The 23,778-nt window shown below is 53.7% G+C and carries 16 protein-coding genes and 4 pseudogenes; 17 read left to right on the forward strand and 3 right to left on the reverse strand.

Going from position 1 to position 23,778, the window contains the following annotated elements:
* Window positions 1-77: 77 nt before the first annotated feature.
* The 4 genes from prsT to JCM17844_RS00320 all read left to right on the forward strand — a co-directional run bounded on the left by prsT (window position 78) and on the right by JCM17844_RS00320 (window position 6,680).
* Window positions 78-2,840 (forward strand): XrtA/PEP-CTERM system TPR-repeat protein PrsT, encoded by a 2,763-nt coding sequence (prsT, locus tag JCM17844_RS00305; RefSeq protein ID WP_149999157.1) that lies wholly within the window; start codon window positions 78-80, stop codon window positions 2,838-2,840.
* 536 nt (window positions 2,841-3,376) lie between these two features.
* A complete protein-coding gene (locus JCM17844_RS00310; RefSeq protein ID WP_210431029.1) occupies window positions 3,377-4,243 on the forward strand; it encodes a PEP-CTERM sorting domain-containing protein in 867 nt (288 codons plus the stop codon).
* 255 nt (window positions 4,244-4,498) lie between these two features.
* Complete coding sequence (locus JCM17844_RS00315; RefSeq protein ID WP_210431030.1) at window positions 4,499-5,446, forward strand: PEP-CTERM sorting domain-containing protein; 948 nt, start codon at window positions 4,499-4,501, stop codon at window positions 5,444-5,446.
* 142 nt (window positions 5,447-5,588) lie between these two features.
* On the forward strand, window positions 5,589-6,680 hold the full coding sequence (locus JCM17844_RS00320) for a class I SAM-dependent methyltransferase (RefSeq protein ID WP_210431031.1): 1,092 nt from the start codon (window positions 5,589-5,591) through the stop codon (window positions 6,678-6,680).
* A gap of 22 nt (window positions 6,681-6,702) precedes the next feature.
* Here the strand turns inward: JCM17844_RS00320 and JCM17844_RS00325 are convergent, their stop codons facing one another.
* The 3 genes and pseudogenes from JCM17844_RS00325 to JCM17844_RS16960 form a co-directional block, all read right to left on the reverse strand.
* The gene (locus JCM17844_RS00325) at window positions 6,703-8,493 is read right to left on the reverse strand and encodes a ThiF family adenylyltransferase (RefSeq protein ID WP_149999161.1); all 1,791 of its coding nucleotides are present in this window, start codon (window positions 8,491-8,493) and stop codon (window positions 6,703-6,705) included.
* Window positions 8,494-8,571: 78 nt separating this feature from the next.
* Window positions 8,572-8,850, reverse strand: a complete 279-nt coding sequence (locus JCM17844_RS15590) for a lysophospholipid acyltransferase family protein (protein ID WP_235898847.1) — start codon at window positions 8,848-8,850, stop codon at window positions 8,572-8,574.
* A 55-nt stretch (window positions 8,851-8,905) separates the two neighbouring features.
* A pseudogene (locus JCM17844_RS16960) lies at window positions 8,906-9,373 on the reverse strand (PEP-CTERM/exosortase system-associated acyltransferase); the annotation flags it as partial.
* A 403-nt stretch (window positions 9,374-9,776) separates the two neighbouring features.
* Between JCM17844_RS16960 and JCM17844_RS00335 the strand changes: the two are divergent.
* From JCM17844_RS00335 to JCM17844_RS13885, 13 genes and pseudogenes are all read left to right on the forward strand, one after another.
* The gene (locus JCM17844_RS00335; RefSeq protein ID WP_149999163.1) at window positions 9,777-10,385 is read left to right on the forward strand and encodes an XrtA/PEP-CTERM system exopolysaccharide export protein; all 609 of its coding nucleotides are present in this window, start codon (window positions 9,777-9,779) and stop codon (window positions 10,383-10,385) included.
* Between the two features lie 127 nt (window positions 10,386-10,512).
* Window positions 10,513-12,201, forward strand: a complete 1,689-nt coding sequence (locus JCM17844_RS00340; RefSeq protein WP_149999164.1) for an XrtA system polysaccharide chain length determinant — start codon at window positions 10,513-10,515, stop codon at window positions 12,199-12,201.
* A 52-nt stretch (window positions 12,202-12,253) separates the two neighbouring features.
* Window positions 12,254-13,198 carry an XrtA-associated tyrosine autokinase gene (locus tag JCM17844_RS00345; RefSeq protein WP_149999165.1) on the forward strand — a complete coding sequence of 315 codons (945 nt, stop codon included), beginning with the start codon at window positions 12,254-12,256 and terminating at the stop codon, window positions 13,196-13,198.
* Between the two features lie 96 nt (window positions 13,199-13,294).
* Complete coding sequence (locus JCM17844_RS00350; RefSeq protein WP_149999166.1) at window positions 13,295-14,428, forward strand: ExeA family protein; 1,134 nt, start codon at window positions 13,295-13,297, stop codon at window positions 14,426-14,428.
* A complete protein-coding gene (locus tag JCM17844_RS00355; RefSeq protein WP_210431032.1) occupies window positions 14,425-15,327 on the forward strand; it encodes an XrtA system polysaccharide deacetylase in 903 nt (300 codons plus the stop codon). Before JCM17844_RS00350 ends, JCM17844_RS00355 begins: the two co-directional genes overlap by 4 nt.
* Window positions 15,328-16,373, forward strand: a pseudogene (locus JCM17844_RS00360) (FemAB family XrtA/PEP-CTERM system-associated protein).
* A 158-nt stretch (window positions 16,374-16,531) separates the two neighbouring features.
* Window positions 16,532-17,220, forward strand: a pseudogene (gene xrtA, locus JCM17844_RS15600) (exosortase A); the annotation flags it as partial.
* Window positions 17,197-17,961, forward strand: coding sequence for an exosortase C-terminal domain/associated protein EpsI (locus JCM17844_RS15605; protein WP_371863775.1), 765 nt, complete (start codon window positions 17,197-17,199; stop codon window positions 17,959-17,961). The pseudogene xrtA and the gene JCM17844_RS15605, both read left to right, overlap by 24 nt.
* A 15-nt stretch (window positions 17,962-17,976) precedes the next feature.
* Window positions 17,977-19,901: pseudogene (locus JCM17844_RS00375) on the forward strand (XrtA/PEP-CTERM system amidotransferase).
* 152 nt (window positions 19,902-20,053) lie between these two features.
* Window positions 20,054-21,427, forward strand: a complete 1,374-nt coding sequence (locus tag JCM17844_RS00380; RefSeq protein ID WP_149999169.1) for a TIGR03013 family XrtA/PEP-CTERM system glycosyltransferase — start codon at window positions 20,054-20,056, stop codon at window positions 21,425-21,427.
* 7 nt (window positions 21,428-21,434) lie between these two features.
* Window positions 21,435-22,571, forward strand: a complete 1,137-nt coding sequence (locus JCM17844_RS00385) for a glycosyltransferase family 4 protein (protein ID WP_210431036.1) — start codon at window positions 21,435-21,437, stop codon at window positions 22,569-22,571.
* Entirely contained in the window at window positions 22,572-23,324 is a 753-nt protein-coding gene (locus JCM17844_RS13880; RefSeq protein ID WP_210431037.1) for a glycosyltransferase, read from the forward strand.
* A complete protein-coding gene (locus tag JCM17844_RS13885) occupies window positions 23,321-23,764 on the forward strand; it encodes a glycosyltransferase (RefSeq protein WP_210431038.1) in 444 nt (147 codons plus the stop codon). The genes JCM17844_RS13880 and JCM17844_RS13885 overlap by 4 nt, the downstream gene beginning before the upstream one ends.
* Window positions 23,765-23,778: the final 14 nt, after the last annotated feature.

The raw sequence follows: 23,778 nt of genomic DNA on the forward strand, positions 1-23,778 counted from the left end.
GGATCTGCCTCTCTTGACAGAAGGGGAACAAATGGCGCCGCATGATTTGGTGCTGTTGATAAGGCGATGAGGGTAGAATGAAAAAATCAAGTTTAGTCCGGTCGATCGGTGCGTCTTTGATGTTTGCTGCGGTTTTGGGAACGGCGGCTTGCTCCCCCGGGGATCCGGAAAGCCGCGCACAAAAATATTACGAATCCGCACAGACAAAATATCAGGCCAATGAAGTGTCGGCGGCTGTGATCGAATTGAAGAATGCCTTGCAAGAATCGGCACAATTCGCCCCGGCGCGTTTGCTTCTCGGGAAGATTTATCTGGAAAACTACCAGATCGCACAAGCCGAGAAAGAGCTGACTCGCGCACGGGATCTGGGGGCTGCACCGGAAGACTATCTGGCTCCTTTGATGCTTAGTCATGTTCTGGCCACCAAATATGTGGAGGCCTTGAGCCTGGTGGAGGCGGCTCCGGCAGAGGCGCAAATCTTGCCGGAAGTGATAGATTATCATGCGGATGCGCTGGTGGGGCAGGGGCGCTATGCGTCTGCGCGTGAGTTGCTGAACAATGCAGATCCGATGACCGGCGATCATCTGGCGCGCCTTGGGCAAATTGCCGTTCTGGAAGGGGACCCGGAACAAGCCGCCCGTTTGTCGCAACAAGCATTGGAAACCGATCCGGATAGCCTTGTGGCCAATCTTTTGGCGGGGCGGCTGGCAATTCGTGAGGACGATATGGTTGCGGCGGAAGGGTATTTTTCCAAAGCCGTTGAAATCGACCCCACCTCTCCGCCAGCGTCTTTGACATTAACCACGGTCTTGATCGATCAGGAAAAGCTCGATGAGGCTTTGGCGACTCTCGAGGCTTTGGCACGACGTGGGATTTCCACGATGCAGGCCGTTTATCTGCGCTCTTTGATCGCCCTTCAACAGCAGGATTTTGAATTGGCAAAATCGGCGGCAGAGCAGGTTTTGTCTTCTGCTCCCCGGAACCGTCCGGCGCTTTTGGTGGCGGGTGTGGCCAATAGCGCACTGGGCAATGATGAAGTGGCCATTACCTATCTGCAGCGCTTTGCCAATGATGACCAGATTCCGCTGGTGGCCAGCAGGGCTTTGGCTTGGTCCAGCTTGCGTTTGGGCCGCGCCGATGATGCCCTGGAAGCTGCGGGCAGGTCTGCGGAAGAAAGTGGTGATGCCGCATCTTTGCGCCTTGCCACGGCGGCAGCTTTGCAATCGGGGCAGCTGGATAAGGCCGTCTCTTATATGCAAACCGTTTTGGAAAACGAGCCGGATAATCTGTCCTTGGCCACGGGGCTTGCCACTTTGAAGCTATCTGCCGGTGATAAGGACGGGGCGGATGATATCCTGAAACGGATTCCCTCCAATGGGGTTGACCGCACAACGGAAGAGCAGATTCGTCTCGGGATCGTGCATTTGCGGGCCGGAAATACACAGCAGGCATTGGAAATCGCGCAGGGCTTGCGGCAGAAATCGCCAAACAGCGCTGCGGGCTATTCGCTTGCCGGTTTGGCGCTTGTGCAAGACGGGCAACAAACAGCAGCTGTGGAGCAGTTTGAACAGGCGCTGGAGATCGAGCCGGGGTCTTGGGTTTCCGTGAATGCGCTTGTTTCTCTTCTTAGGGCGCAAGACCGAGAGGATGAGGCTTTAACCGTTCTGGAAACCGCCCATGAAGCGAAACCGGACAATGTCCAGATCGCCATGGCTTTGGCGCAGATGAAAGCCTTGGCGGGGGATGTGGCGGAAAGTGAAGCCATTCTCAAGAAAATGGTGGATGCCGCGCCGGATGCCATCGAGCCGCGCATTGCCTATGCCCGGATGTTGTTGTTGCTGGGGAAACCGGGACAAGCCCTGACCGAGGCCCAAAGTGCCTCGAAAATGGATCCTGCAAATCCGGCTGCTTTGGAAACGGTCGGGCTGGCCTATCGGGCGCAGGGCGAGCACCGCAAGGCGGTTGATGTGTTCCAGTCTATGATCGGGCAGCTTCCTGAAAATGCCGATGCGCGCTATCTCCTTGGGCGAAGCTTGGCAGAAGCGGGGAGTGACGAAGCCGCAATTGATGCCATGCGCCGTACCATTGATCTGGATGGCAATAAGCTGGAGGCGCGGACTGCGCTTATCCGGTTATTGGCCTTGCGGGGTGAAATGGATGGGGCCAAATCGGAACTTGAGACATTGAGAGCGATCTCGCAGCCCAATGCGGCTCTTTATGATCTGGAAGGTTTTGTGGCTTTGAGCGATGGCAAAGCAAAGGATGCCTCGCGTAAATATCGTCAAGCCTATGAAACGGAACCCACACCTTTGCGGGCGGTCACTTTGGCGCGCAGCCTGTGGGTGGCTGAGGATAAAAAAGATGCGATCCATGTTCTGGAGGGGCGCTCAGAACCCATGTCCAGATTGCAGCTTGCACAGTTTTATTTTCAGGAAAACCGGGCCGAAGATGCAAAAGAACAATATCGCATCCTGACACGGGAAAATCCGAAGAACCCTGTGTACTTCAATGATTTCGCGTGGGTTCTTTGGGAAAATGGCGATCTTGACGAAGCCTATGAAAATGCAACAAAGGCCATGGAATTGGCACCCAATGCCCCTGCGATCCAGGATACCTATGGCGTAATCGCTTTGGCACGCGGTGATGTGGACGGGGCTATCGAAGCGCTTCAGCCAGCTTTTGAAGCGGCATCGCATGATCCGGACATCGCTTTGCATCTGGCGAAGGCCTATCTGGCGCGGGGTCGCACCAGCGAAGCCCGTACATTGCTTCAGGATCTGGCGGGGCGCGATGGTTTCTCCGGACAAGCAGAAGCGCGGGAATTGCTATCGACCCTTTAACCGAGCGGATAAGCTGAAATCTGAACGGCCATCTGTGATAAAACGGGTGGCCGTTTTTTTACAGCGCTGCTCAGGGCCAAGGACGCAGAGATGGCATCTTCACACATCCGAAATTCACAGAAAATCTTTTAATATCAGCCTGTTGATTAATATCTGTAAAATATACCGACAGATGGAAAGAAGACTAAAATATCGAATAAATGATTGATATATAACGGTTTCAATCAAATCCTTTTTCTATTCCCTATTTTAGAGTGGCCAGTAGGGCCGCAACAGCAAAATGCAGCGTCGGATTGGTTTACAAATGGTTAATTTTTGGAAATTAAACAAATAAAAAACGTAATATAGTGGTCTGTTGCATATGCTGAAAGAAAGGTTGGCATGCCGTGTGCATTGATGGGGGGAATATGTCGGGTTTGTCTCGACATAACCCAAGGCTCAAAGTGGAGGGCAAAGGAATGCGCACGAAAATTTTAGCAGCATCAGTTGCATTGGCAGTGGCAGGGATGGCCGCACCAGCGCATGCTGGACTTCTCATGGACGGGATCACCTTCGACCTTCGTGGTCTTGATGGTCTTAGCAATGCTGACATGTATCTTATCGAGAATATTGATCAGATCAACTTTCTTGCTCGGGTGCAAGCCTTTACCGGTGACACGAACAATAATGGCCTTCCCGATATTGGTGAGACCTTCAGTGCTTTCGGTAGTGGCCAGGCAACGCAGTTCACCAATAATGACACGGGCAGCCTAAACCCCTTGCTCCTGAATTTTGCCGGTACCAATGGCGGGCTTGACGGGTTTGAAATCACCTTCCGTTTCCGCGCCGATGGGGTGTTCACAGACATTGATCTGACGGATGCGAATTTTGATCATACCGCTTGTCTGGATGCCGGTCAGTGCTTGCTGGAGCTGTATGTGGATAATATTGGTGCTGATGGCAGCCAGTTCGTTTTGAACGACGCGCATGCGACGGCCTCTAATGGTGTGAAATTCGCTACCTTTGAAGTGAAGCCCCAGCAAGGCGGTGTGTTTGATTTCACCACCGGTGACGGATCTGACAATATCAACTTCCAGCTTATCGATGCCCTTGCCGGTGTGTTGATTGACAGCAAGACCGGTGCGGATCTGCTGGATAAGGTGAATAATAATGGCGATCCGGTTTTGATGGCGATGGCCGACTCCAATTTCGATAGCGGTGCTGGCTTTGGCTCCGTATCTTGCCCTGATGGCGCATTCTTTGGTGGTGTGCTTGGTGAACCCGTCACCCAGAATGCAGTGAATTTTTGCGTGAATGAAGATGGGTCCCTTGTCTTTGTTCCAGAACCCAGCACGTTGGCCCTTTTGGGTGGTGCCTTCATGCTGATGGGAGCGGGTGTTGCACGGCGTCGTCGTAACGCCTGACATCCAAGGGGAACGTCACGAAAGGAAGGGCTCGCCAAAGTGCGGGCCCTTTCTCTTTGTGTCTAATCGGCGGGGGACTGTCGGAAAGATTTACAGTTCAGGCTTGTTGTGGAGCATGGAAGAAAATACCGAACGCAAAGTTGCTTGTTATAATTAGAGAATTTCTAATTGGCATGATGATTGCTTCTATAGTGGCGAGGCAACGTCGGGTTTGTCCCTGCGTATCTCAGGACTCAAATGTTAGAGGGAACAGAAATGCGCACGAAAATTTTAGCAGCATCGGTTGCATTGGCAGTGGCAGGGATGGCCGCGCCGGCACATGCTGGGCTTCTTATGGACGGGATCACTTTTGACCTTCGCGGTCTGGATGGTCTTGGAAATGACGACATGTATGTCATTGAGAATGTTGACCAAGTCAACTTTCTCGCTCGTGTACAAGCCCAAACCGGCGATAGCAATGGCAATGGCCTTCCCGATATTGGTGAGACCTTCAGTGCTTTCGGCAGTGGTCAGGCAACGCAGTTCACCAATAATGACCTTGGCAGCATGAACCCTCTGCTTTTGAATTTTGCGGGTCAGTTTGCCGGGCTTGACGGGTTTGAAGTCACCTTCCGCTTCCGTGCCGATGGAGTGTTTACCGATATCGATCTGACGGATGCGAATTTCAGTCATACCGCTTGTCTGGATGCCGGTCAGTGCTTGCTGGAGCTGTATGTGGACAATATTGGCACCGATGGTAGCCAGTTCGTATTGAATAATGCCCATGATACAGCGGCCAATGGTGTGAAATTTGCTACTTTTGAAATGTTGTCCCAACAAGGTGGCGTGTTTGATTTCACCACCGGTGACGGTTCGGACAATATCAACTTCCAGCTTGTCGATGCCCTTGCCGGTGTCTTGATTGATAGCAAGACCGGTGTGGATCTGCTGGACAAGCTGAATAATAACGGCGATCCGATCCTGATGGCGATGGCCGACTCCAATTTCGATAGCGGCGCTGGCATTGGTGCCGTGTCCTGCCCGACGGGTTCGTTCTTGGGTGGCAATCTTGGCCAACCCGCCAATGGCCAAAGCGCCGTTGATTTCTGTGTGAATGAAGATGGCTCTATCGTTTTTGTTCCAGAGCCCAGCACGCTGGCCCTTTTGGGTGGTGCCTTCATGCTGATGGGAGCGGGTGTTGCACGGCGTCGTCGTAACGCCTGAGACATCCCAGGGGGAGCGTCACGAAAGGAAGGGCTCGCAAAGTGCGGGCCCTTTTTCTTTTTCCTAACACTTCCCGCTTATACTGGTGACGGTAAAGGCGTAGAATTCATTCTTTCTTTCGCCAGCGATATTGGAGATGGCTGTGTCTGAATTTGGCTTATTGAAGACATTTGCGCGAGAACTGGTGAGTTTGGAAACCAGCGCACGTGTGCCAGAGCCGGATCTGGTGATGGAAGACCCCGAAAAGGTTGCCGCCTTCACCCGGGCGGGCCGCGAAGACGGGGTTATGGCCCCGGTCTATCTTTATCATTGTGCGCAAATCTGTTCCGTTATCCGTCCCAATGAAACGGTGGTGGATCTTGGTTGTGGTCCGGCAACCCAATTGGCCATGGTGGCCCGCCTGAACCCCGAAACCAATTTCATCGGGATTGATCTCTCTGATGAAATGTTGGATCGCGCCCGCGCCCATTGCAAAGAGCAAGGGTTGAAAAATGTGACCTTCCAAAAAGGCGATATCACCGCATTATCCGATCTTCCCGATGCCAGTTGCGACGCCGTGATGTCTACGGTCGTGCTGCATCAGCTTCCCAATCTCCGTGCATTTCATAAATGTCTGGAAGCTGCGCGCCGTATTTTAAAGCCGGGCGGGGGGCTTTATATGGTGGATTTCGGGCATTTGAAGTCGGAACGGTCCATTGATTATTTCGCTTATCAATATGCCGATCGTCAGCCGGAATTGTTCACCATTGATTATTTGAATTCGCTGCGGGCGGCTTTTCATTTATCCGATTGGCAAAAAGCGGCGGCGGTTCATTTTGCGAAAGATGCCACCTTATATTCCACCATGGTAATGCCTTTCATGGTGGCTTTGAAAAGCCGGGTTCGACGGCCTTTGACTGGCGATGTGGCGTCTAGCTTGCTAGCGATGCGCAAGGAGATGCCGGTCTGGCATCAAAAGGATTTTCGCGACCTTGCCTTTTTCTTCCGTTTTGGCGGGTTGAAATGTCCGATGCCCTGGCGTTCAATTCTAAGGATTTCCAGCCCCGAAGCCGGATCCGTTCACCATCAGGCGCTTAAGGGTTGCCGGACAGAGCGGGATTGTACAAGGGAGCGGCCACGGCCAATACGACCGGGAAAAACCACTGCATCGGTTGAGCATCCCAGCAGTGCCTCGAAAGTTTGCCCGATGGCTTGGGCTTTTTCGGCTGTGCGGCGTTCGGACCAGCGATGTTGATGGGCGGCTCCATGGCCGAAGATCAATGGCGCAAAACTTGGTTGCAGCTAAGGCCAAGGGATTCCGCCGTCAGCCAAAAGCGCTGTAAAGTGCGGCCAGCCTCGATCCAGTCGCTCACCGGCCTGTCTGGCCGGTCTTCTCGCCATCTTATGAAGAAATGCGCCGCACAATTGAGGCCGGGCAAAATATCCAGTTGTAAGCTGGCCGCCCATGCGCCGCCTAAAAACCGGTTCAGGATTTTAGAGCGCGACCATTTCGCATTGGCCCAGCGCATGATGGCAATGGTCATGGGATCCAGCCCCACGGCTTTTGCCGGCAAGCCATAAGCCGCATGGTTGTTTTCAAAGTGGATCGCCTTTTGATGGACTTTATGGCAATCCTCGATGGTCAACCGCAGCCTTGTGGCCAGCATATTCAGGCGGGTGGCGGCCCAGCGGTCTTTGCGGCTTTCAAACCATTCGATATAGAATGTGTCGGAAAGCGCCGCCTCCAGGCATTTCTTCTCTTGCGCGTCCAGCCTGTCCCGCCGATAGGGCCGACGATCCACTGTGCGGGACATGATGAAAGGGGCCAGCGGGCTGGCGGGGACCGTGTCATTTTCTTTGAATGTCACAAAAAGCCGAATGTGTTCCGGCTCATTTTCGTTCTCGATGGTCCAGTCGCACGTAAAACCGAATTTGCTTGCCGCGATGCGGAGCGTTTCCAAAAGGCCGCCAGCCGCCAGCCAGATAGGGCGACCATTGGCGTATTCATAGATATTGGCCCCCGGCTCATAGTGTAAATGAACGCGTATATGATGGTCGTCCAGAACATCGAACCGCCAAGGTTGTTCATTGTCTCCGGACGGTGCCCATCGGGCGAGGTCGAGGATTTTATAAAGTGTCGGGGCATCCTCTGCGACGCTGGAGGCATAAATATCCTCACGCGGGGCAATCCGTTTGATCCAATGCTGGGCCAGCGCAATTTTGATCCGCCGCACGGGATGGGCATTGCCCCCTTGGGTGCGGCTGGATTTAAAGCGCAATCCATGGGGATCGAATTGGTGGAACCACGGGGCCGGACGCAAAGAGCCGCGTTTTAAAAGCACTTTCAAGGCTTCGGCCCCAAGAATGGCGCTGGCCATGCCGCATGCCATCGGGGTGGATGGCCCCGCTTTGGCGGAAAAATCCACGCGGCTGGGGTCCACAAGGGCAGGTCGATGCAAAGCCGCTGGGGCCAGCCCGATCATGAATCTTACATATTGCTGTTCGGTGCTTGCGCCATCGAAGCGGAAATACTCTTCAAAGCTCATGCTGTCGGGGGTGAAGATCAGCCATGCCGAGCCCAGCCCCAAAGGGGCCACCGTTATGGCCGGAATGCCTTTTTCCCGGGCGCGGGCAAACAGTTTCCGGCGAATATCAAGCACAAAAAAGTCGAGCCCGTCAACGAACAGATCAACGCCATCAAGAAACGCATCAATGCTGCTGTCGGTTATGCCTTTGGGGAAAGGGGTGATCTGCGCTTCGGGATTAATATCCGCCACCATATTGGCGATGATCGCGCATTTCGGCGCCCCGATCGTTGAAGAAAATGCGCCGGCCTGCCTGTTCATATTGGCCAGATCGAAGCGGTCGAAATCCGCCAGATGAAACGCTCCGATCCCCAATCGGGCCAGCATCAAAGCATGAGAGCCGCCCACACCGCCAAGCCCGGCAATGGCAACCCGTTTTCTCCGCAGAATATGAAGTTCTGTCTGGCTTACCCAGCCAAGCGTGCGGCCAAATGCTATCTCATAATCGAAATGTGCAGAGGGAATATGCTCGCTTTTTGTCATTATCGCTGTGCTCTGCTTTCCATAATTGATTGCGGCATCTGTGTCTGGATGGGTGGGCGGCCATAAGACACGGTCCGATTATGCACTGAGAACGCGTTTCTCCAGATTGGCCCGTGGCCAGATCCGGCCACTATCCGTAATTGCGTGCCAGATTTCAGGGCGATGCTCATAAATTTCTTCAAGAAGGTCCGACATATTCCGATAAACAGGATAGCGGGTGCCATGATAGGTCACACGTTCGCCGGTGCGCTCGAACCGGATGCCAAGCCGCTGCAACAAACGGATCAAGGCTGGCTCTACCACTGCTGTTACATGGGTCATGCCTGCATCGCGGGTCATTTCCACAATGGCGCGCATCAGCCAATGTGATGCTTGGCAGGGCGCGGCGGCCCAGAAACTCCGGAGAATTCTTTTTGATATTGGATGGATAAAGCCCATCGCCAAGGCGCTTTCGAAAATCTTTCGAGACGGAAAACCGGGAGATTTCTGCGGTGGTTTCTGGGGGGAGGATTGAGGCAGGCATTGTCCTGAGTGCTTCGGAAACTTCAAGTGAAGGAAGCCCGGAGCAGTTCCGCTCTCGATTGGGGATGATCAGGCGGACCGTTCCGGCAACGATGGAGGAGGGACGGTGAAGCAACAGGCTGTGGAATGCATGCTCATCGGAAGGATCTTTCTCAAGACCATTCGGATTGTTTCGGGAACTTTCGAATCCCGTTTCGATACAATAAACCTGATATCGCAGCTTTTGCGACCGTTTTATCAGGTCGGGTGTATCGCACCGCACCACGTCGAACCATTTGTAATATAGCTCAGTCAAGTTGAATTCCGTCACTGTTTTTTGCTGTGACGCATTCGCCAGTTGTGCTTCCTGAGTAATCATCGGACTGCCATTTTCTATTGACCGATAAGGATGAATGAGAGTTCGAGACTCTTATTCTTTCATTGAACCCTATCGTACGGTCCTTAATTCTTCCTAAAAGACTATGACGAACTGCAAGTGGATTTTACTAGTGCTTAATAAATTTGGCATTTTTGTGTGATTGACAGAAATTTTTTACATAATTTTTCAATATCTATCAGATTAATTGAATATTTTTTTTTAACAGACTTTTATGAATTTTAGGTTGAAGATTTGTATCAAAGTGAGATTTTCTCAAAATGGCACATGTCGCAAACAGTTAGGCTTTATAAGATCATAAGCATGATGGAAAATATCACGCCCCTGTGATAGGTGTATGGAGGGTGTGGTAATGCGATCCGGGTTTGGACAGGAAATATTAGGTATGGCTAAAACGATATGTGCGCTGATGATGGTGGCTGTTCTTTCGGCCTGTGCGGCAAAAAATACTTTGCCGCCTGTCGGGTTGCAGTCTTCCGGTTTGGAGTCGCCGCTTTATCGGATTGGTGCCGGCGACTCGCTTAGTATCTTCGTTTGGCGCAATGAAGATCTGGCAAGCAGTGCGCAGGTGCGGCCCGATGGCCGTATCACATTGCCTTTGATCGATGATCTGGAAGCGGCTGGCAAAACGCCAACCGAATTGGCCCGCGATATCGAAGAAGCGCTCAGCGTATTTGTGCAAGACCCACTGGTTACGGTGATGGTGACCGGCTTTGTCGGGACATTTGAACAGCAGGTGCGGGTCGTGGGGGCGGCGACGAACCCGTCGGCCATTCCTTATCGCGCCAATATGACCTTGTTGGATGTGATGATTGCCGTTGGCGGCCTGTCGGAATTTGCGGCGGGCAACAGGGCCACATTGGTGCGTTGGGTCGATGGCGAGCAGAAGGAATATCGTGTGCGTTTGGACAGCCTTTTGAAAGGCGGTGATATCGGGGCGAATACGATGGTCCTGCCGGGCGACATCATTATCATTCCGGAGACGTTTCTTTGAGGCGAGCTCGCTGCAATGGCGAAACATCCGAGCATTGGCAGATGCGCAAGGCGGCAGGTGTTTTCGGTGCAGGTATTTTCGGCTATGGCGCGCCGGATTTTCCATATGACGGGAAGTGAATGACGAGATGACAGATCTTTATCAGCAAATCTTGTTTTATGGTGGGGCGCTATGGCGGCGGCGCTGGCTGATTTTTTCCATCAGCACCATGGTGGCGGCTCTTGGCTGGATGGGTGTTGCCTCGCTGCCCAATCAATATCGGTCTTCCGCGCGCATTTATGTGGATACGGGAACGGTCTTGCGCCCTTTGCTGGCTGGCGTTGCGGTGGAAGACGATGTGAACCGGCAAGTAGAAATCATGCGTCGTACATTGCTCAGCCGCCCGAATATGGAGCAATTGGCGCGGATGACGGATATGGATATCGAGGCGGATACGCCCTCCCAGATGGAGGCGCTGGTCGAGCGCCTGCAATCGCGTATTGCTTTGAGGTCGGAGCGCGACAATCTCTTCAATATCAGCTTTGTGGACCCGTCTCCCAATCGGGCAAGGGATGTGGTGCAGGCTTTGACAACATTGTTCGTGGAAAACAATCTGGGGCAAAACCGGGCAGATATGGATAATGCTCAAGATTTTTTGCAGCGCCAGATTTCCGATTATGAACGAAAGCTCGATACGGCAGAACGTGATCTGGCTCGATTCCAGCAGGACAATGCCGCCTTTTTACCCGGACAAACAGGATTGCAAACAAGCCTTGCCGAAGCAAAAGCCGCGCGCGCCAGCATAAAAGGCGCCTTGGAAGATACGCTGGCGCGGCAGAAATTGCTGGAGCGTGAATTGGCCGAAACGCCGCAATTGATTTCCCATAGTGCGGGGGGATCGGGGCCGCCAAGCAATATCGAAGCGCGGATCATTGACGTGCAGGCTTCTTTGGAAGCGATGCGGGCGCGTTATACCGATCAGCATCCCGATGTGGTGACCTTGAACCGGCAGCTTGCCAATTTGCGTAAAGAATATGAAGCCATGTCATCGGCTTTTGGCGGCGCTGGTGGACCTTCGCAGGCAAGCCCCGGGGAACCTGCCGTTCCCAATCCGGTCTATTCTGATTTGCGGCTGGAACTTATCCGCGAACGCTCCAATGCCGAGACATTGAAAGAGCAATTGCACCGGGCGGACGATAGAGTGGCCGCCCTTGAGGAACGGGTGTTCCAGGTACCTGAAGTGGAAGCGCAATTGAAGCGCCTGACCCGCGATTATGATGTGATCCGCAAAAATTATGAAACCCTGTTGTCCCGCCGTGAATCCGCGCGAATTTCTGCGGATCGTGAACAGGCCGGAAGCCGGGTGAATTTCCGGATCATCGAAGCCGCTTCTATCCCTTTATTGCCGGATGGGCCGCCTCGGGGTTTGTTTTTGGCCGTGGTTCTCGTCGGTAGCGTGATTGCTGGTGCGGGGGTTGCTTGGGTACTGGCGATGGCGCGGGTAACCTATGGATCGATCGATCATTTGCGCCGTGATTTCGACATTCCGGTGATCGGAGCGTTGACCGTTGTCGGCGGATTGAATGATGAACGCAATAAACGGATGGATAAGATCCGTTTGCTGGGCGGCATTGCAGCGCTGCTGCTGGTGTTCATGATTCTGGTCTTTATTGAAAGCCGTTTTGGCCTGCCCAGAAGCAAGGGTGTTGCTTATATGCTGTGCTTCCTTGTCTTTGCTGGTGGGGGGCTTGTCTTGTTGCTGGAAAGATTCAGATTTCCGATTCTTTTCGGTGATCGCCCGATTACTCTTTTCGATCGTGCCATAAAAAGAGCCTGACGGCTGCACGTTCAGGGACCATATTCAGTGAAACAGTCTTGTGAGACATTGCATGCGAGATGACGAAGGGCGAAGAGGCAAAGGACTGGAAGGCGCATCCTTGATCGAGCGTGCGGCGGAGCGCCTTTATAAGGATCGCAAAGGGGCAGGGCCGGTTTCCGGGTCTGGTTCCCATGCCCAGGAGAAAAAGCCGGATAGGGCCGCAGCGTTATCTTCCACCGAGGGAAGCGAAAGCAGCCAGGAAGTGCATATCGATCTGGATGCGCTGGCGGCGCACGGTTATCTGACGCCGAAATCCATGCGGTCGCAACTGGCGGAAGAAATGCGCTTGATCAAGCGTACCGTGGTGCAAACCTTCTGGTTCCAAGAAGTGGACCGGGCCAATCTGATCATGGTGTCGAGCGCTTTTCCCGGTGAAGGCAAAAGCTTCGTATCGCTTAATCTGGCCATCAGCCTTGCTTGCGAGGTGGATTTCCATGTCTTGCTGGTGGATGCGGATTTCGAGCGCCCTGTCATTTTTGACCGATTGGGATTGGGGCGCGGACCGGGGCTGATGGATCTTCTCAAAAATCCGGATCTGGATATGAGCGAGATCATCATGCGCACCAATATCGACCGATTGTCGGTGATTGGTCCGGGCAGCCGCGATGATATGTCCACAGAGCTTTTGGCGAGCCAAAGAATGCAGCAAATCGCTCAGGAAATGGCGGACCGCTATCCTGACCGGCTGATTATTTTTGATACGCCGCCGCTTTTGTCCTGTTCGGAACCTGCCGTTTTGGCAGAATTGATGGGGCAGGCCGTTTTTGTGGTGGAAGCCGATTCCACACAGAAAGAAGCCATTGAAAAAGCCGTGGAACTGGTGCCGTCAAGTTGCAAGCTGGGGCTTGTTTTGAACAAAAGCACGCCGGGCCTTGGGGACAAACATTATCCTTATTACGGTTATCGCGGCTATCGGGATGTGGAGGACGATCACCCCGCGGCCAAGAAGCGATAGGGGGCGCATGGCCTTTGGAATATGTGCGCAACAGGGGGCGCCAAATTTGGTGGCGTGGGGCCGGAAACGATCATTTGATGGGCTGTGAGGGTATTTATGTATCTTGAATATTACGGCTTTGATCGACCACCGTTCCAGATTACGCCGGACGTCAATTTCTTTTTCGACAGCAGCGTTCACAAGCGGGCGCTTGCCACCATCACCTATGGATTGAGCAAATTAGAAGGGTTTGTGATCGTCACGGGAGATGTGGGGGCGGGTAAAACCACCTTGATCGAATATTTGCTAAGCCATGGGGATCTGAAAAATATTGTGGTGGCGAGAATTAGCACCACCCAACTGGAAGCGGAAAATTTGCTGGAATTGATTGCCAGCGAATTGGAATTACGCAAAAGCGGGGCCACCAAGGCGGCTTATTTGCGCGATCTCAACAGCTATTTTCTGCGTATTGCCCAGGCCGGGAAATCGGTTCTGCTTATTGTGGACGAGGTGCAGAATTTGTCGGCGGGCGCCTTGGAAGAACTGCGCATGCTATCGAACTTTCAGAACCGTGAGCGCCCATTGGTGCAGCAATTGCTGGTGGGGCAGCCGGAATTTCGCGCCCGTTTGGCCAGCCCTGCCTGTGAACAGATCCGTCAGCGGGTGATTGCCTCTTATCATTTGTCTTCGTTAACGGCTGCGGAAGTGCCTGTTTATATCGAGCATCGCTTGCATCAAGCGGGACGCAGTGTGGCGGGGCCGTTTACCAAAGGCGCTTATCAGCGCATTCATATGGAAACGGGTGGGGTTCCGCGAAAAATCAACCGTTTGTGCGACCGGTTGTTGCTTTATGGCTTTTTGGAAGAATGTCCGGAAATCGACGGCATGGTGGTGGACCGGGTAACGGCGGAAATGCGGGCGGAGAATTTGATCGATTCACCGGCCCCCATAGACACCGATGACGGTATGGATGCGCCGCTGGACCTCAATGATGCCCATCGCATCACCGATGAAAATGATGCCAAGCAGGTGAAGCCTCGGGCGGATCAAAACCCGCAAGCGGCCCCCGAAATTGTGCCGGAAATACCGCAAGCAGCGCCGCACCCGCCTATGGAGGTGGTGATGCCGAACCCCAAGCCATTGCTTGATACCATGGCCCGGTTGCGCCGCGAACTGGATGCCCACAAAGCGCATATTGCGCGCCTTCAAGCCCGCCTTGAAAGTGAATCAGGCAAGCGAGGTGCTGCATGACCAACCGAACCGGGCACCATGAAGCAGGCCATCAAGATCGCTTGTCTGCCGGCTCGCCGATCCTCAACGCCATGAGCGTGGATGTGGAGGATTATTTTCAGGTGTCCGCTATGGAGCCTGTGGTGTCGCGCGATGACTGGAATGGATTTGCGTGTCGGGTGGAGCAAAACACCCACCGGATTCTGGATTTGTTCGATCGCCACGGAGCCACCGCCACATTTTTCACCCTGGGCTGGGTGGCAAAACGGTATCCGGCCCTGGTGCGTGCCATTGCCGAACGTGGCCATGAAGTTGCCAGCCACGGCATGCAGCATGTGCGTGTCTCATCGCAAAGCCAGGATGAATTTCGTGCTGATATTCGCAAGGCAAAAGCCTTGTTGGAAGATGCCGCAGGCGTGGCCGTGCGCGGCTATCGTGCCGCCAGCTTTTCCATGACGAAGAAAACCGATTGGGCGCATAGGGTTCTTGCGGAAGAAGGCTATGCCTATAGCTCCAGCATTTATCCCATCAAGCACGATCATTATGGCATTCCCGATGCGGAACGCGGGGCGTATCACCCCCTTGAAGGAAGCGATTTTCTGGAAATACCCATCAGCACCATAGAAATTGCCGGTAAACGATTGCCTTGCGGGGGCGGCGGCTATTTCCGGCTTTTGCCTTATGGCCTGTCCCGTTGGATGATGCGGCGTGTGAACCGTCGCGACCGGATGCCCTGCATTTTCTATTTTCACCCTTGGGAGGTGGATCCAAGCCAGCCGCATATGGATGGCATCGGGATGAAAACCCGGTTTCGTCATTATACCAATCTTTCAAAGATGTATCCCCGATTGGATCGGCTGTTAAGCACAGGGCCTTGGCGGCGGATGGATGAGGTTTTTTTGACGCGGCAGGAACAGTGAATGCACGGAATGCAGGCGATCAAATTATCCACACTGACCGATGATCGTCACGATCAATGGGATCGCTTTGTGCGGAGCCATTCCGATGGCACTTTCTTTCATTTGTCTGGCTGGCGAACGGTGATGCACCGTGCTTCGGGCATGAGACGCATTTTCTGATTGCTGAACGTGATGGCGTCATTCTTGGGGTTTTGCCTTTGGTGCATCTCAAGAGCCGCCTGTTTGGAAGCAGCCTGGTTTCTACCGCCTTTTGTGTTGTGGGCGGGCCTTTGGTCACGGACGGCTGCTTGGCCGCCCTTGATGATGCCGCCACCACTTTGGCGCAAAAACTGGGGGTGGGGCATTTGGAATATCGCCTGCGCGCCCCTTTGCATGATGACGATCATTGGCAGCGGCGCTCGGATCTTTATGTCACGTTTCAAAAAGAAATCTCGGCCAAAGACGATGACAATCTGAAGGCCATTCCCAGAAAGCAGCGCGCCATGGTGCGCAAAGGCATCAAACTTGGTTTGGTGGGAGAGGAAACCGCCGATCCGGATGCCCTTCACAGGATTTATGCGCAAAGTGTGCATAATCTGGGCACGCCGGTGTTTTCCCAAAGGTATTTTCGGGTGCTGAAAGAGGTGTTCGGTGATCAGTGCGAATTATTGCTGATCAAATCGGCGGCGGAAACCGTCGCGGGTGTGATGTCCTTTCGCTATAATGGCGTTGTCCTGCCTTATTATGGTGGTGGATCAATGGCCGCACGGGCCGTTGCCGGCAATGATTTCATGTATTGGGAGGTGATGCGCCGGGCGGCGGCACGTGGTGACCGGATCTTTGATTTCGGTCGCAGTAAATGCGGCACCGGAACTTATAATTTCAAGAAATATTGGGGCTTTGAGCCAGAGCCTTTGCATTATGAATATCGTTTGATTGCCGCCAAATCGGTCCCTGAAAACAATCCGCTCAATCCAAAATATCGCCTTGCCATCAAAGCATGGCAGAAAATGCCTTTGTGGCTTGCCAATAAAATGGGTCCGATTTTGTCAAGATCATTGGGCTGAAGGGGGCGAAGCTGATGCGTGACATGCCGATAGAAAAGCAAGCACTTGCCCAATCATCAAAAGATGCGCTGCGCCGTGGATGGGGCGTGACGGCTCTTTTGCTTGTGATGATGGGGCTGATTTTCCATAAGGCTGTCTGGTCTATGGTCACTGTGTGGATGAATTCCGCCACCTATGGCCATGGCTTTTTGATTGCTCCGGTGGCGATATATCTGGCGTGGGACAAGCGGCACTTATTGGCGCAGCTTCCTGTGCGCCCGTCTCTTTTCGGGGTGGGCTGGATTTTCGGTGCGGGCCTTTTATGGCTGGTGGGGGAATTGATGGCCGCCAATGTGCTGCAGCATTTGGCGGTGGTCGGGTTCATTCAGGGGGCCGTGCTGGCCATCATGGGGGTTTCTGTCGCCCGTGTTTTGATGTTTCCCCTTGGCTATCTGTTTTTCATGGTTCCTTTTGGCGATTTTGCATCCAGCCCTTGCAGCAATTGACGGCGGATTATTCCACAGCGCTTTTGCGGTGGAGCGGCGTGCCGGTGTTTCATGAAAACTGGATCATTGTGATCCCCGGTGGCACATTCCTTGTGGCGGAAGCCTGTGCCGGCGTACGTTTTTTGATCGCCAGTCTGGCATTGGGCGCCTTGATTTCAGGCACCATGTTCCAAAGCTGGGCCAAGCGGTCTTTTTATATGCTGCTGTCTGTTCTGGTGCCGATCCTGGCCAATGTGGTGCGTGCTTATGGCATTGTGATGATCGCCCATTTAAGCAATTTTGAATTGGCAGTGGGGGTGGATCACCTTGTTTATGGTTTTGTGTTCCTATCGTTTGTGATGCTGCTTTTATTCGGCATTGCGTGGATGATGCGCGATCCGCTCCCTCAGGGTCCGGCGCAGCCATTGCCCCGGGAAGAAGGGGCCGCCCAATCGGCCTCTATGGGATATATTCTGGGGGTCTTTACGGCGGCGCTTTTTATCAGCCTTGGGCTGCGGCTTTATGCTTTCGATATGATGCGGGGCAATGCCATTTCTCCGGTAACCTTACACGCCCCCGCTGCATCGGGCGACTGGCGATTGCTGGGCCGCGCTGGTCCGGGGCAATGGCAGGGCAGCTTTGTCGGGGCCGATGGTCAGGCCACATGGCTGTATTCCAATGGCGATCATAGGGTGTCTTTGTTCGTGGCCTATTATGGAGATGAAGCCCCCGGCAAGGAACTGATCGCCGGTCGCAACAACCTTACCGGCAGCAAAGATCTGGAGGCGATAAAATCCGGGATCACAAAAGAGGATGTCTTTGGCTATGGGCTGGTGCCCTCCAGTTATCTGATTGTCCCGGAAGACACTGGGGCGCGCCGTTATGTCTGGTATTGGTATGTGCTGTCCGATGATGTGACGGCGCGGCAGGCGGATGTAAAGGTGGCAAGCCTTGCGGCAAAGCTGTCGGGCGGACGTGCCGAAGGCATGATCGTTGCGGTCTCCATGCTGGTGGAAACGCCGGAAGATATTGCGATCGTTGGTGATTTTCTAAATGCAGCGGGGCTTCATGAAAGCCTGAACGCTGGCGGATTCGCTCCTTTTGTAACAACAGATATACAATAGGCAAGGCAAAGCAGTATGTGCGGACTTACAGGTATTTTCGATCTTGGGGATCGACGCTCCGTTGACCGCGCGATGCTGCGGGAGATGAATGATGCCATCGGCCATCGTGGGCCCGATGATGACGGATTTTATGTTGAACCGGGGGTCGGGCTTGGCCATCGCCGCCTGTCGATCATTGATCTGGCCGGCGGGCACCAGCCCATGTTCAATGAAGATGAAACCATATGCGTTGTTTATAATGGCGAGATTTATAATTTTGCCGCACTTGCCCAGACGCTTTCAGAAAAAGGACATCATTTTCAGACCCGCAGCGATACGGAAGTGATCGTTCATGCCTGGGAAGAATGGGGCCCGTCCTGCGTGGAGCATTTCCGCGGCATGTTTGCTTTTGCCATTTATGATAAAAACCGCCAAACGCTGTTTCTGGCCCGTGACCGGTTAGGCATCAAACCGCTTTATTATGCCTTTACAGATGATGGGTTCTTGATTTTCGGGTCCGAGTTGAAATCCTTGCTTCCCTATCCCGGCTTGGGGCGTGAACTGGATCCGCGCTCGGTGGAGGATTTCTTCGCATTAGGTTATGTGCCTGATCCGCGGTCCATTTATACATCGGTACAGAAACTGGCACCGGCCCATATTCTGGTGCAACAGCGTGGGAAGGAGCCGGCCAGTCCCCATGCTTATTGGGATATGCGGTTCGACCGAAATGACGGGATTCCTGAAGGCGAGCAGGCCGACGCTTTGTGTGCCAATCTGGAAGAGGCGGTGCGTATTCGCCTTGTGTCAGAGGTGCCTTTGGGGGCGTTCTTGTCCGGCGGTGTCGATTCCAGCGCGGTGGTGGCGATGATGGCCAAAGCGCAGCCGGACCCGGTGAATACATGCTCTATTTCGTTTGGTGACAAGGATTATGATGAATCCCTATATGCGCGAAAAGTAGCCAAACAGTTCAAAACGACACATCATGAACGCTTGGTAGACCCGGAAGATTTCGATCTTCTGATGCACTTGCCACAGATTTACGATGAACCTTTTGCCGATAGTTCGGCGCTTCCCACCTATCGTGTGTGCGAGGAAGCGCGGCGGCATGTGACCGTGGCTTTGTCGGGGGATGGCGGTGATGAAGTGTTCGCGGGCTATCGCCGCTATCGCTGGCATGATTATGAAGAACGCGTCCGCAGATTTATGCCGCAAGCTTTGCGCGGGCCGCTTTTTGGCCTTGCCGGCGGGATTTATCCCAAGATGGATTGGGCCCCCCGCCCATTGCGCGCCAAATCCACCCTTCAGGCCTTGGCTCGATCGTCGGCAGAAGGGTATTTCCACAGCGTTTCCATTTTGTCCAATGATGTGCGGGAATCCCTGTATTCCGAGGCTTTTAAACGCGATCTGCAAGGCTATCGGGCGGTGGAACTGATCCAGCACCATATGGAAAAGGCCCCCACCGACCATCATTTATCGCGGGCGCAATATGTGGATATGAAAACCTATTTGCCCGGCGATATCCTGACAAAAGTGGATCGGGCCAGCATGGCTCATTCCTTGGAAGTGCGGGTGCCCTTGCTGGATCATCAGTTTGTGGAATGGTCCGGCTCTGTTGCGCCATCGCTGAAGCTGAAAAACCGTGAAGGCAAATATATCTTCAAGAAATCTTTGGAGCCAATGCTGCCCAATGATGTGCTGTATCGGCCCAAAATGGGCTTTGCGGTGCCACTGGCCCGTTGGTTCCGCGGACCTTTGAAAGCGCGGGTGCGTGAAGCGGTGTTGGGCGGCGCATTGTTTGAGAGTGGCTTTTTTAATCAGGCCTGCCTTCACCAGCTGGTGGAAAGCCATATGTCCGGCGTCCGTGATCACAGCCAGCTTTATGGGCGTTGATGATGTTTGCGGGTTTTCTGGATCGTGTTCATGGGAAAAAAGTAAAGGAGACTCAGAAAGTTGCTGTGTAAGGATTGCTTTTTGTATTTCGCCGGTTGTCTGGAAGAGATTAAAATTAAGATATTTTTACGAAAAAGCATTTACGTAAAGAATTACGTTAAATATTAACACGCCATGTGGCATATATTTGTTCATAAGCTGACAGGGGTGTATTCGGGGGATTATGTCTTTATCTAACAACGCACGACCATTTTATGCATTGGCGATCATCGAATGTATGGTGATGGCAGCGTGCTTTGCCGTGAGCTTTTGGGCGCTGGACAATCAGTCACCCTTGGACATCACGCTCCGCACGGCGATAAGTGTGGCGTCCGTTTGTATCCTAATTGAACTGATGATGTTGGCGGTTGGTCTGTTCACTTGGCACATTTCAACCGGCTATGCTGATCTGATGGTGCGCGTATTGGCGGCTTTTGCCATTGGATATGCGGCCTATGCGATCATGGTTTACATGATCGGTTATTTGCGCCTTCCGCCTGATATCCTGCTTCTTGCGCTGGCTATGGCGTTTCCCAGCGTCTTGCTTTTGCGTCTGGCCTTTGTGCGCCTGACAAAATTATCGCAGCTTAAAACACGAGTGCTGGTTTTGGGCACCGGCGGGCAGGCCGCGCGGATTCAAAAGCTGGAGAAGGAAGGGCGGTCCAACCGGTTTTCCACCATTGGCTTTGTGGCGCTTGAAAAGCTGTCGCCTCGGGTGGATCAAGACCAGATCGTTGATATGCCGGACGATCTGGCCGCCTATGCAAAAAGTCAGGATGTGGATGAAATCGTGGTGGCGATGGAAGAACGCCGGGGGCAACTGCCCTTGACGGCTTTGATCAATTCCCGCCTGAGCGGCATCAATGTGACCGAATATCAAACCTTTTGTGAACGGGTTCAGGAACGGATCGATCTGGATGCCTTGAAGCCCAGTTGGTTTTTCCAAAGCGGTGGATTTCGGTCCAGCCCTTTCCATCGGATTCTGAAACGGATTTTCGATATTCTGCTTAGTCTGGCCTTGTTGATTTTCACCATGCCCTTGTTGATCATCACCGCCATTGCCATTCGTTTGGAAAGCCCCGGCGGCGCCTTTTATCGGCAAGAACGGGTGGGGCTGGGCGGCAAACCGTTCATATTGATCAAATTCCGTTCCATGCGGGATGATGCGGAAAAGGATGGTGAGGCGCAGTGGGCCCAGAAATCCGATCCGCGCGTGACCCGGATCGGTGGCTGGATTCGCAAATCCCGCATTGATGAGATACCACAGGTTCTCAATGTCTTGAAAGGCGATATGAGCTTTGTGGGGCCGCGCCCTGAACGGCCGATGTTTGTGAAGATGCTCACCGATGACATCCCCTTTTATCAAGAGCGTCATAGCGTGCGGCCAGGGATTACCGGTTGGGCGCAGCTGAACTATCCCTATGGGGCTTCAACGGAAGATGCGCGGCAAAAGCTGCAATATGACCTGTTTTATATCAAATATTTCAGTCTGGTTTTTGATCTGTCCATCGTGTTGCAAACCCTGCGTGTGGTGATCTGGTCCGATGGGGCGCGTTAAGGAAGGCATGGCGGTTTCCGGACGGGACAAAAGGGTAAAAAACACCTCTGGTCTTGCGCCACTGGTTCTGCATGTTTTCCCCACCTTTGCCCCCGGCGGTGTGCAACTGCGCATTGCCAAGATCATGGAGCAATTGGGCGGCGCTTACCGGCACCAGATTTTGGCACTGGATGGCAATCAATCGGCCTCTTTGCATCTGTCCGACATGGTTGAAGCAGGCTTTGTGGATCCTGAATTTTCGCAATCCGGCCTTGGGTCCGTCCTGGAAATTCGCCGGTCTTTACGAATCCTCGCGCCGGATCTGCTGTGCACCTATAATTGGGGGGCGATGGATTGGGCGCTGGCCGGGCGTTTCACCGCTCTTCCACATCTGCATTTTGAAAGCGGTTTTGGGCCGGAAGAGGCGGAAAAACCTTTGCGACGCCGCTCTTTGATGCGCCGCCTTGCCTTGTCGAAGGTGCATAGATTGGTGGTGCCGTCGCATAGTCTTTATCGCCTTGCGCTTTTGGAAAAATGGGTGGCCCCAAAGCGCTTGATGCTTATCCCCAATGGCGTGGATACGGCGTGGTTCAGCCCGCCTGAAAAACAGACAGACCATAAAGACCGGTTCAATGTGTTGTCTGTTGCCCCTTTGCGCCCCGAAAAACGGTTGGATCGGCTGTTGACGGCCTTTGTGCAGTTTTTGCCAACCAATCCCGAAGCGCAGCTTGTGTTTTTGGGCGAGGGCCAATGCCGGCCCGCCCTTGAAGATCAAGCCAAGGCGTTGGGAATTGCCGGGCAGGTGCAGTTCGAGGGCCATGTGGCGGATATTCGGCCCATGTTATTTGACGCCGATCTGTTCGCCATGACATCACAAACCGAGCAGATGCCCAATGCGTTGTTGCAAGCCATGGCGGCGGGCCTTCCGGTGCTTGCCTATGATGCGGGGGATATTGCACGGATTGTACCCATGGAAGCCCGCTCTTTTGTGTATCCGCAAGAGGATGCATCGGGATTTCGGCAAGGATTGATCCATTTGGCTCAGGACAGGCCCTTGCGACAAAAACTGGGGGAATTGTGTCGCCAACAGGCCGTTACGCATTATGATTTGCCGCAGATGGTGGCCGCCTATGGGACGCTTTACCAAGACGCATTGGACCGTTGAATGAACCTGCTCGTTTTCTCCACATTATTTCCCAATGCGCGCCAGCCCCATCATGGCGTGTTTGTTGAAAACCGGCTGCGCCATTTGCAGGCCATGAGCGGTTATCATGCGCATATCGTGGCGCCTGTGCCGTGGTTCCCGTCCCGTCATCCAAAATTCGGGGGCTATGCGGATTATGCCGGGGTGCCTCGTTTCGAGCAAAGGCACGGCCTGAACATCTATCATCCGCGATATGTGGTGGTGCCGAAAATGGGCATGCTGCTCACGCCCTATACGCTTTATCTTTCAGCGCGGCGGGTGGTGCGTCGATTGCTGAACGAGGGACATCGGTTTGATTTGCTCGACGCCCATTATTTTTATCCTGACGGGGTGGCGGCGTCCTTGTTGGCGCAGGAATTTGATCTTCCTTTCACGATTACGGGCCGTGGCACGGATCTGAATTTGATCCCGAAATACAAATTGCCTCGCCGCATGATCCGGAAGGCGGCGGAACGGGCCGACGGGTTGATTACGGTTTGTGCGGCGCTTGCTGATGATCTGGCGGCTCTTGGTATCGACGGCGATCGGGTGACGGTTCTGCGCAATGGTGTGGATTTGATCGGGTTCTCCCGTGATGAAGCAGGGGCTTCGTCGTTGCGGACTTCTTTGGGCATAAAAGGCCCGGTGCTGGCATCTGTGGGGCATTTGATCGAACGCAAAAGCCATGATCTGGTGATCCGGGCGCTGGCTATATGGGGCGAGGGAGCCTTTTGATCGCAGGAAAAGGGCCGGAAGAAGCGGCTTTAAGGCAGCTTGCCAAAGATTTGAATGTGGCCGACCATGTGCATTTTCTGGGGCTGATCCCCCATGCACAGCTTTCGGCTATTTATAGCGCTGCGGATGTGTTCGTTTTGGCCTCGTCGCGGGAAGGATGGCCCAATGTGCTTTTGGAAAGCATGGCCTGCGGTACGCCGGTTGTGGCGACGGCGGTCAATGGGTCGCCTGAAGTGGTGCAAAGCCCTGTGGCCGGGCGCATCGTTCCCCAAAGAACGGGAGAGGCTCTGGCCGCAGCGATAGAGGATATTCTCAAGGCTCCGCCATCCCCTGCCCATGTGCGCGGCTATGCGGAAGGGTTTTCCTGGGAGGAAACCAGCCGTGGGCAGATGGATCTGTTTACCGGCATTTTGGCGAAAAAAGGCCGCACATCGGCTTGATGGCGGCCCAAAGC

It is taken from the genome of Iodidimonas gelatinilytica (genome assembly GCF_008579125.1).
Taxonomy (GTDB): Bacteria; Pseudomonadota; Alphaproteobacteria; order Sphingomonadales; family Rhodothalassiaceae; genus Iodidimonas; species Iodidimonas muriae.

Coding starts and splice junctions, on each gene's coding strand:
- JCM17844_RS00310 (WP_210431029.1), top strand. CDS start 3,377: ATGGACGGGATCACCTTCGACCTTCGTGGTCTTGATGGTCTTAGCAAT.
- JCM17844_RS00355 (WP_210431032.1), top strand. CDS start 14,425: ATGACCAACCGAACCGGGCACCATGAAGCAGGCCATCAAGATCGCTTG.
- JCM17844_RS15590 (WP_235898847.1), bottom strand. CDS start 8,850: ATGCGCGCCATTGTGGAAATGACCCGCGATGCAGGCATGACCCATGTA.
- JCM17844_RS00350 (WP_149999166.1), top strand. CDS start 13,295: ATGTATCTTGAATATTACGGCTTTGATCGACCACCGTTCCAGATTACG.
- JCM17844_RS00315 (WP_210431030.1), top strand. CDS start 4,499: ATGCGCACGAAAATTTTAGCAGCATCGGTTGCATTGGCAGTGGCAGGG.
- JCM17844_RS00340 (WP_149999164.1), top strand. CDS start 10,513: ATGACAGATCTTTATCAGCAAATCTTGTTTTATGGTGGGGCGCTATGG.
- JCM17844_RS00335 (WP_149999163.1), top strand. CDS start 9,777: ATGGCTAAAACGATATGTGCGCTGATGATGGTGGCTGTTCTTTCGGCC.
- JCM17844_RS00385 (WP_210431036.1), top strand. CDS start 21,435: ATGGCGGTTTCCGGACGGGACAAAAGGGTAAAAAACACCTCTGGTCTT.
- JCM17844_RS00345 (WP_149999165.1), top strand. CDS start 12,254: ATGCGAGATGACGAAGGGCGAAGAGGCAAAGGACTGGAAGGCGCATCC.
- JCM17844_RS13880 (WP_210431037.1), top strand. CDS start 22,572: ATGAACCTGCTCGTTTTCTCCACATTATTTCCCAATGCGCGCCAGCCC.
- JCM17844_RS00380 (WP_149999169.1), top strand. CDS start 20,054: ATGTCTTTATCTAACAACGCACGACCATTTTATGCATTGGCGATCATC.
- JCM17844_RS15605 (WP_371863775.1), top strand. CDS start 17,197: ATGCTGCTTTTATTCGGCATTGCGTGGATGATGCGCGATCCGCTCCCT.
- prsT (WP_149999157.1), top strand. CDS start 78: ATGAAAAAATCAAGTTTAGTCCGGTCGATCGGTGCGTCTTTGATGTTT.
- JCM17844_RS00325 (WP_149999161.1), bottom strand. CDS start 8,493: ATGACAAAAAGCGAGCATATTCCCTCTGCACATTTCGATTATGAGATA.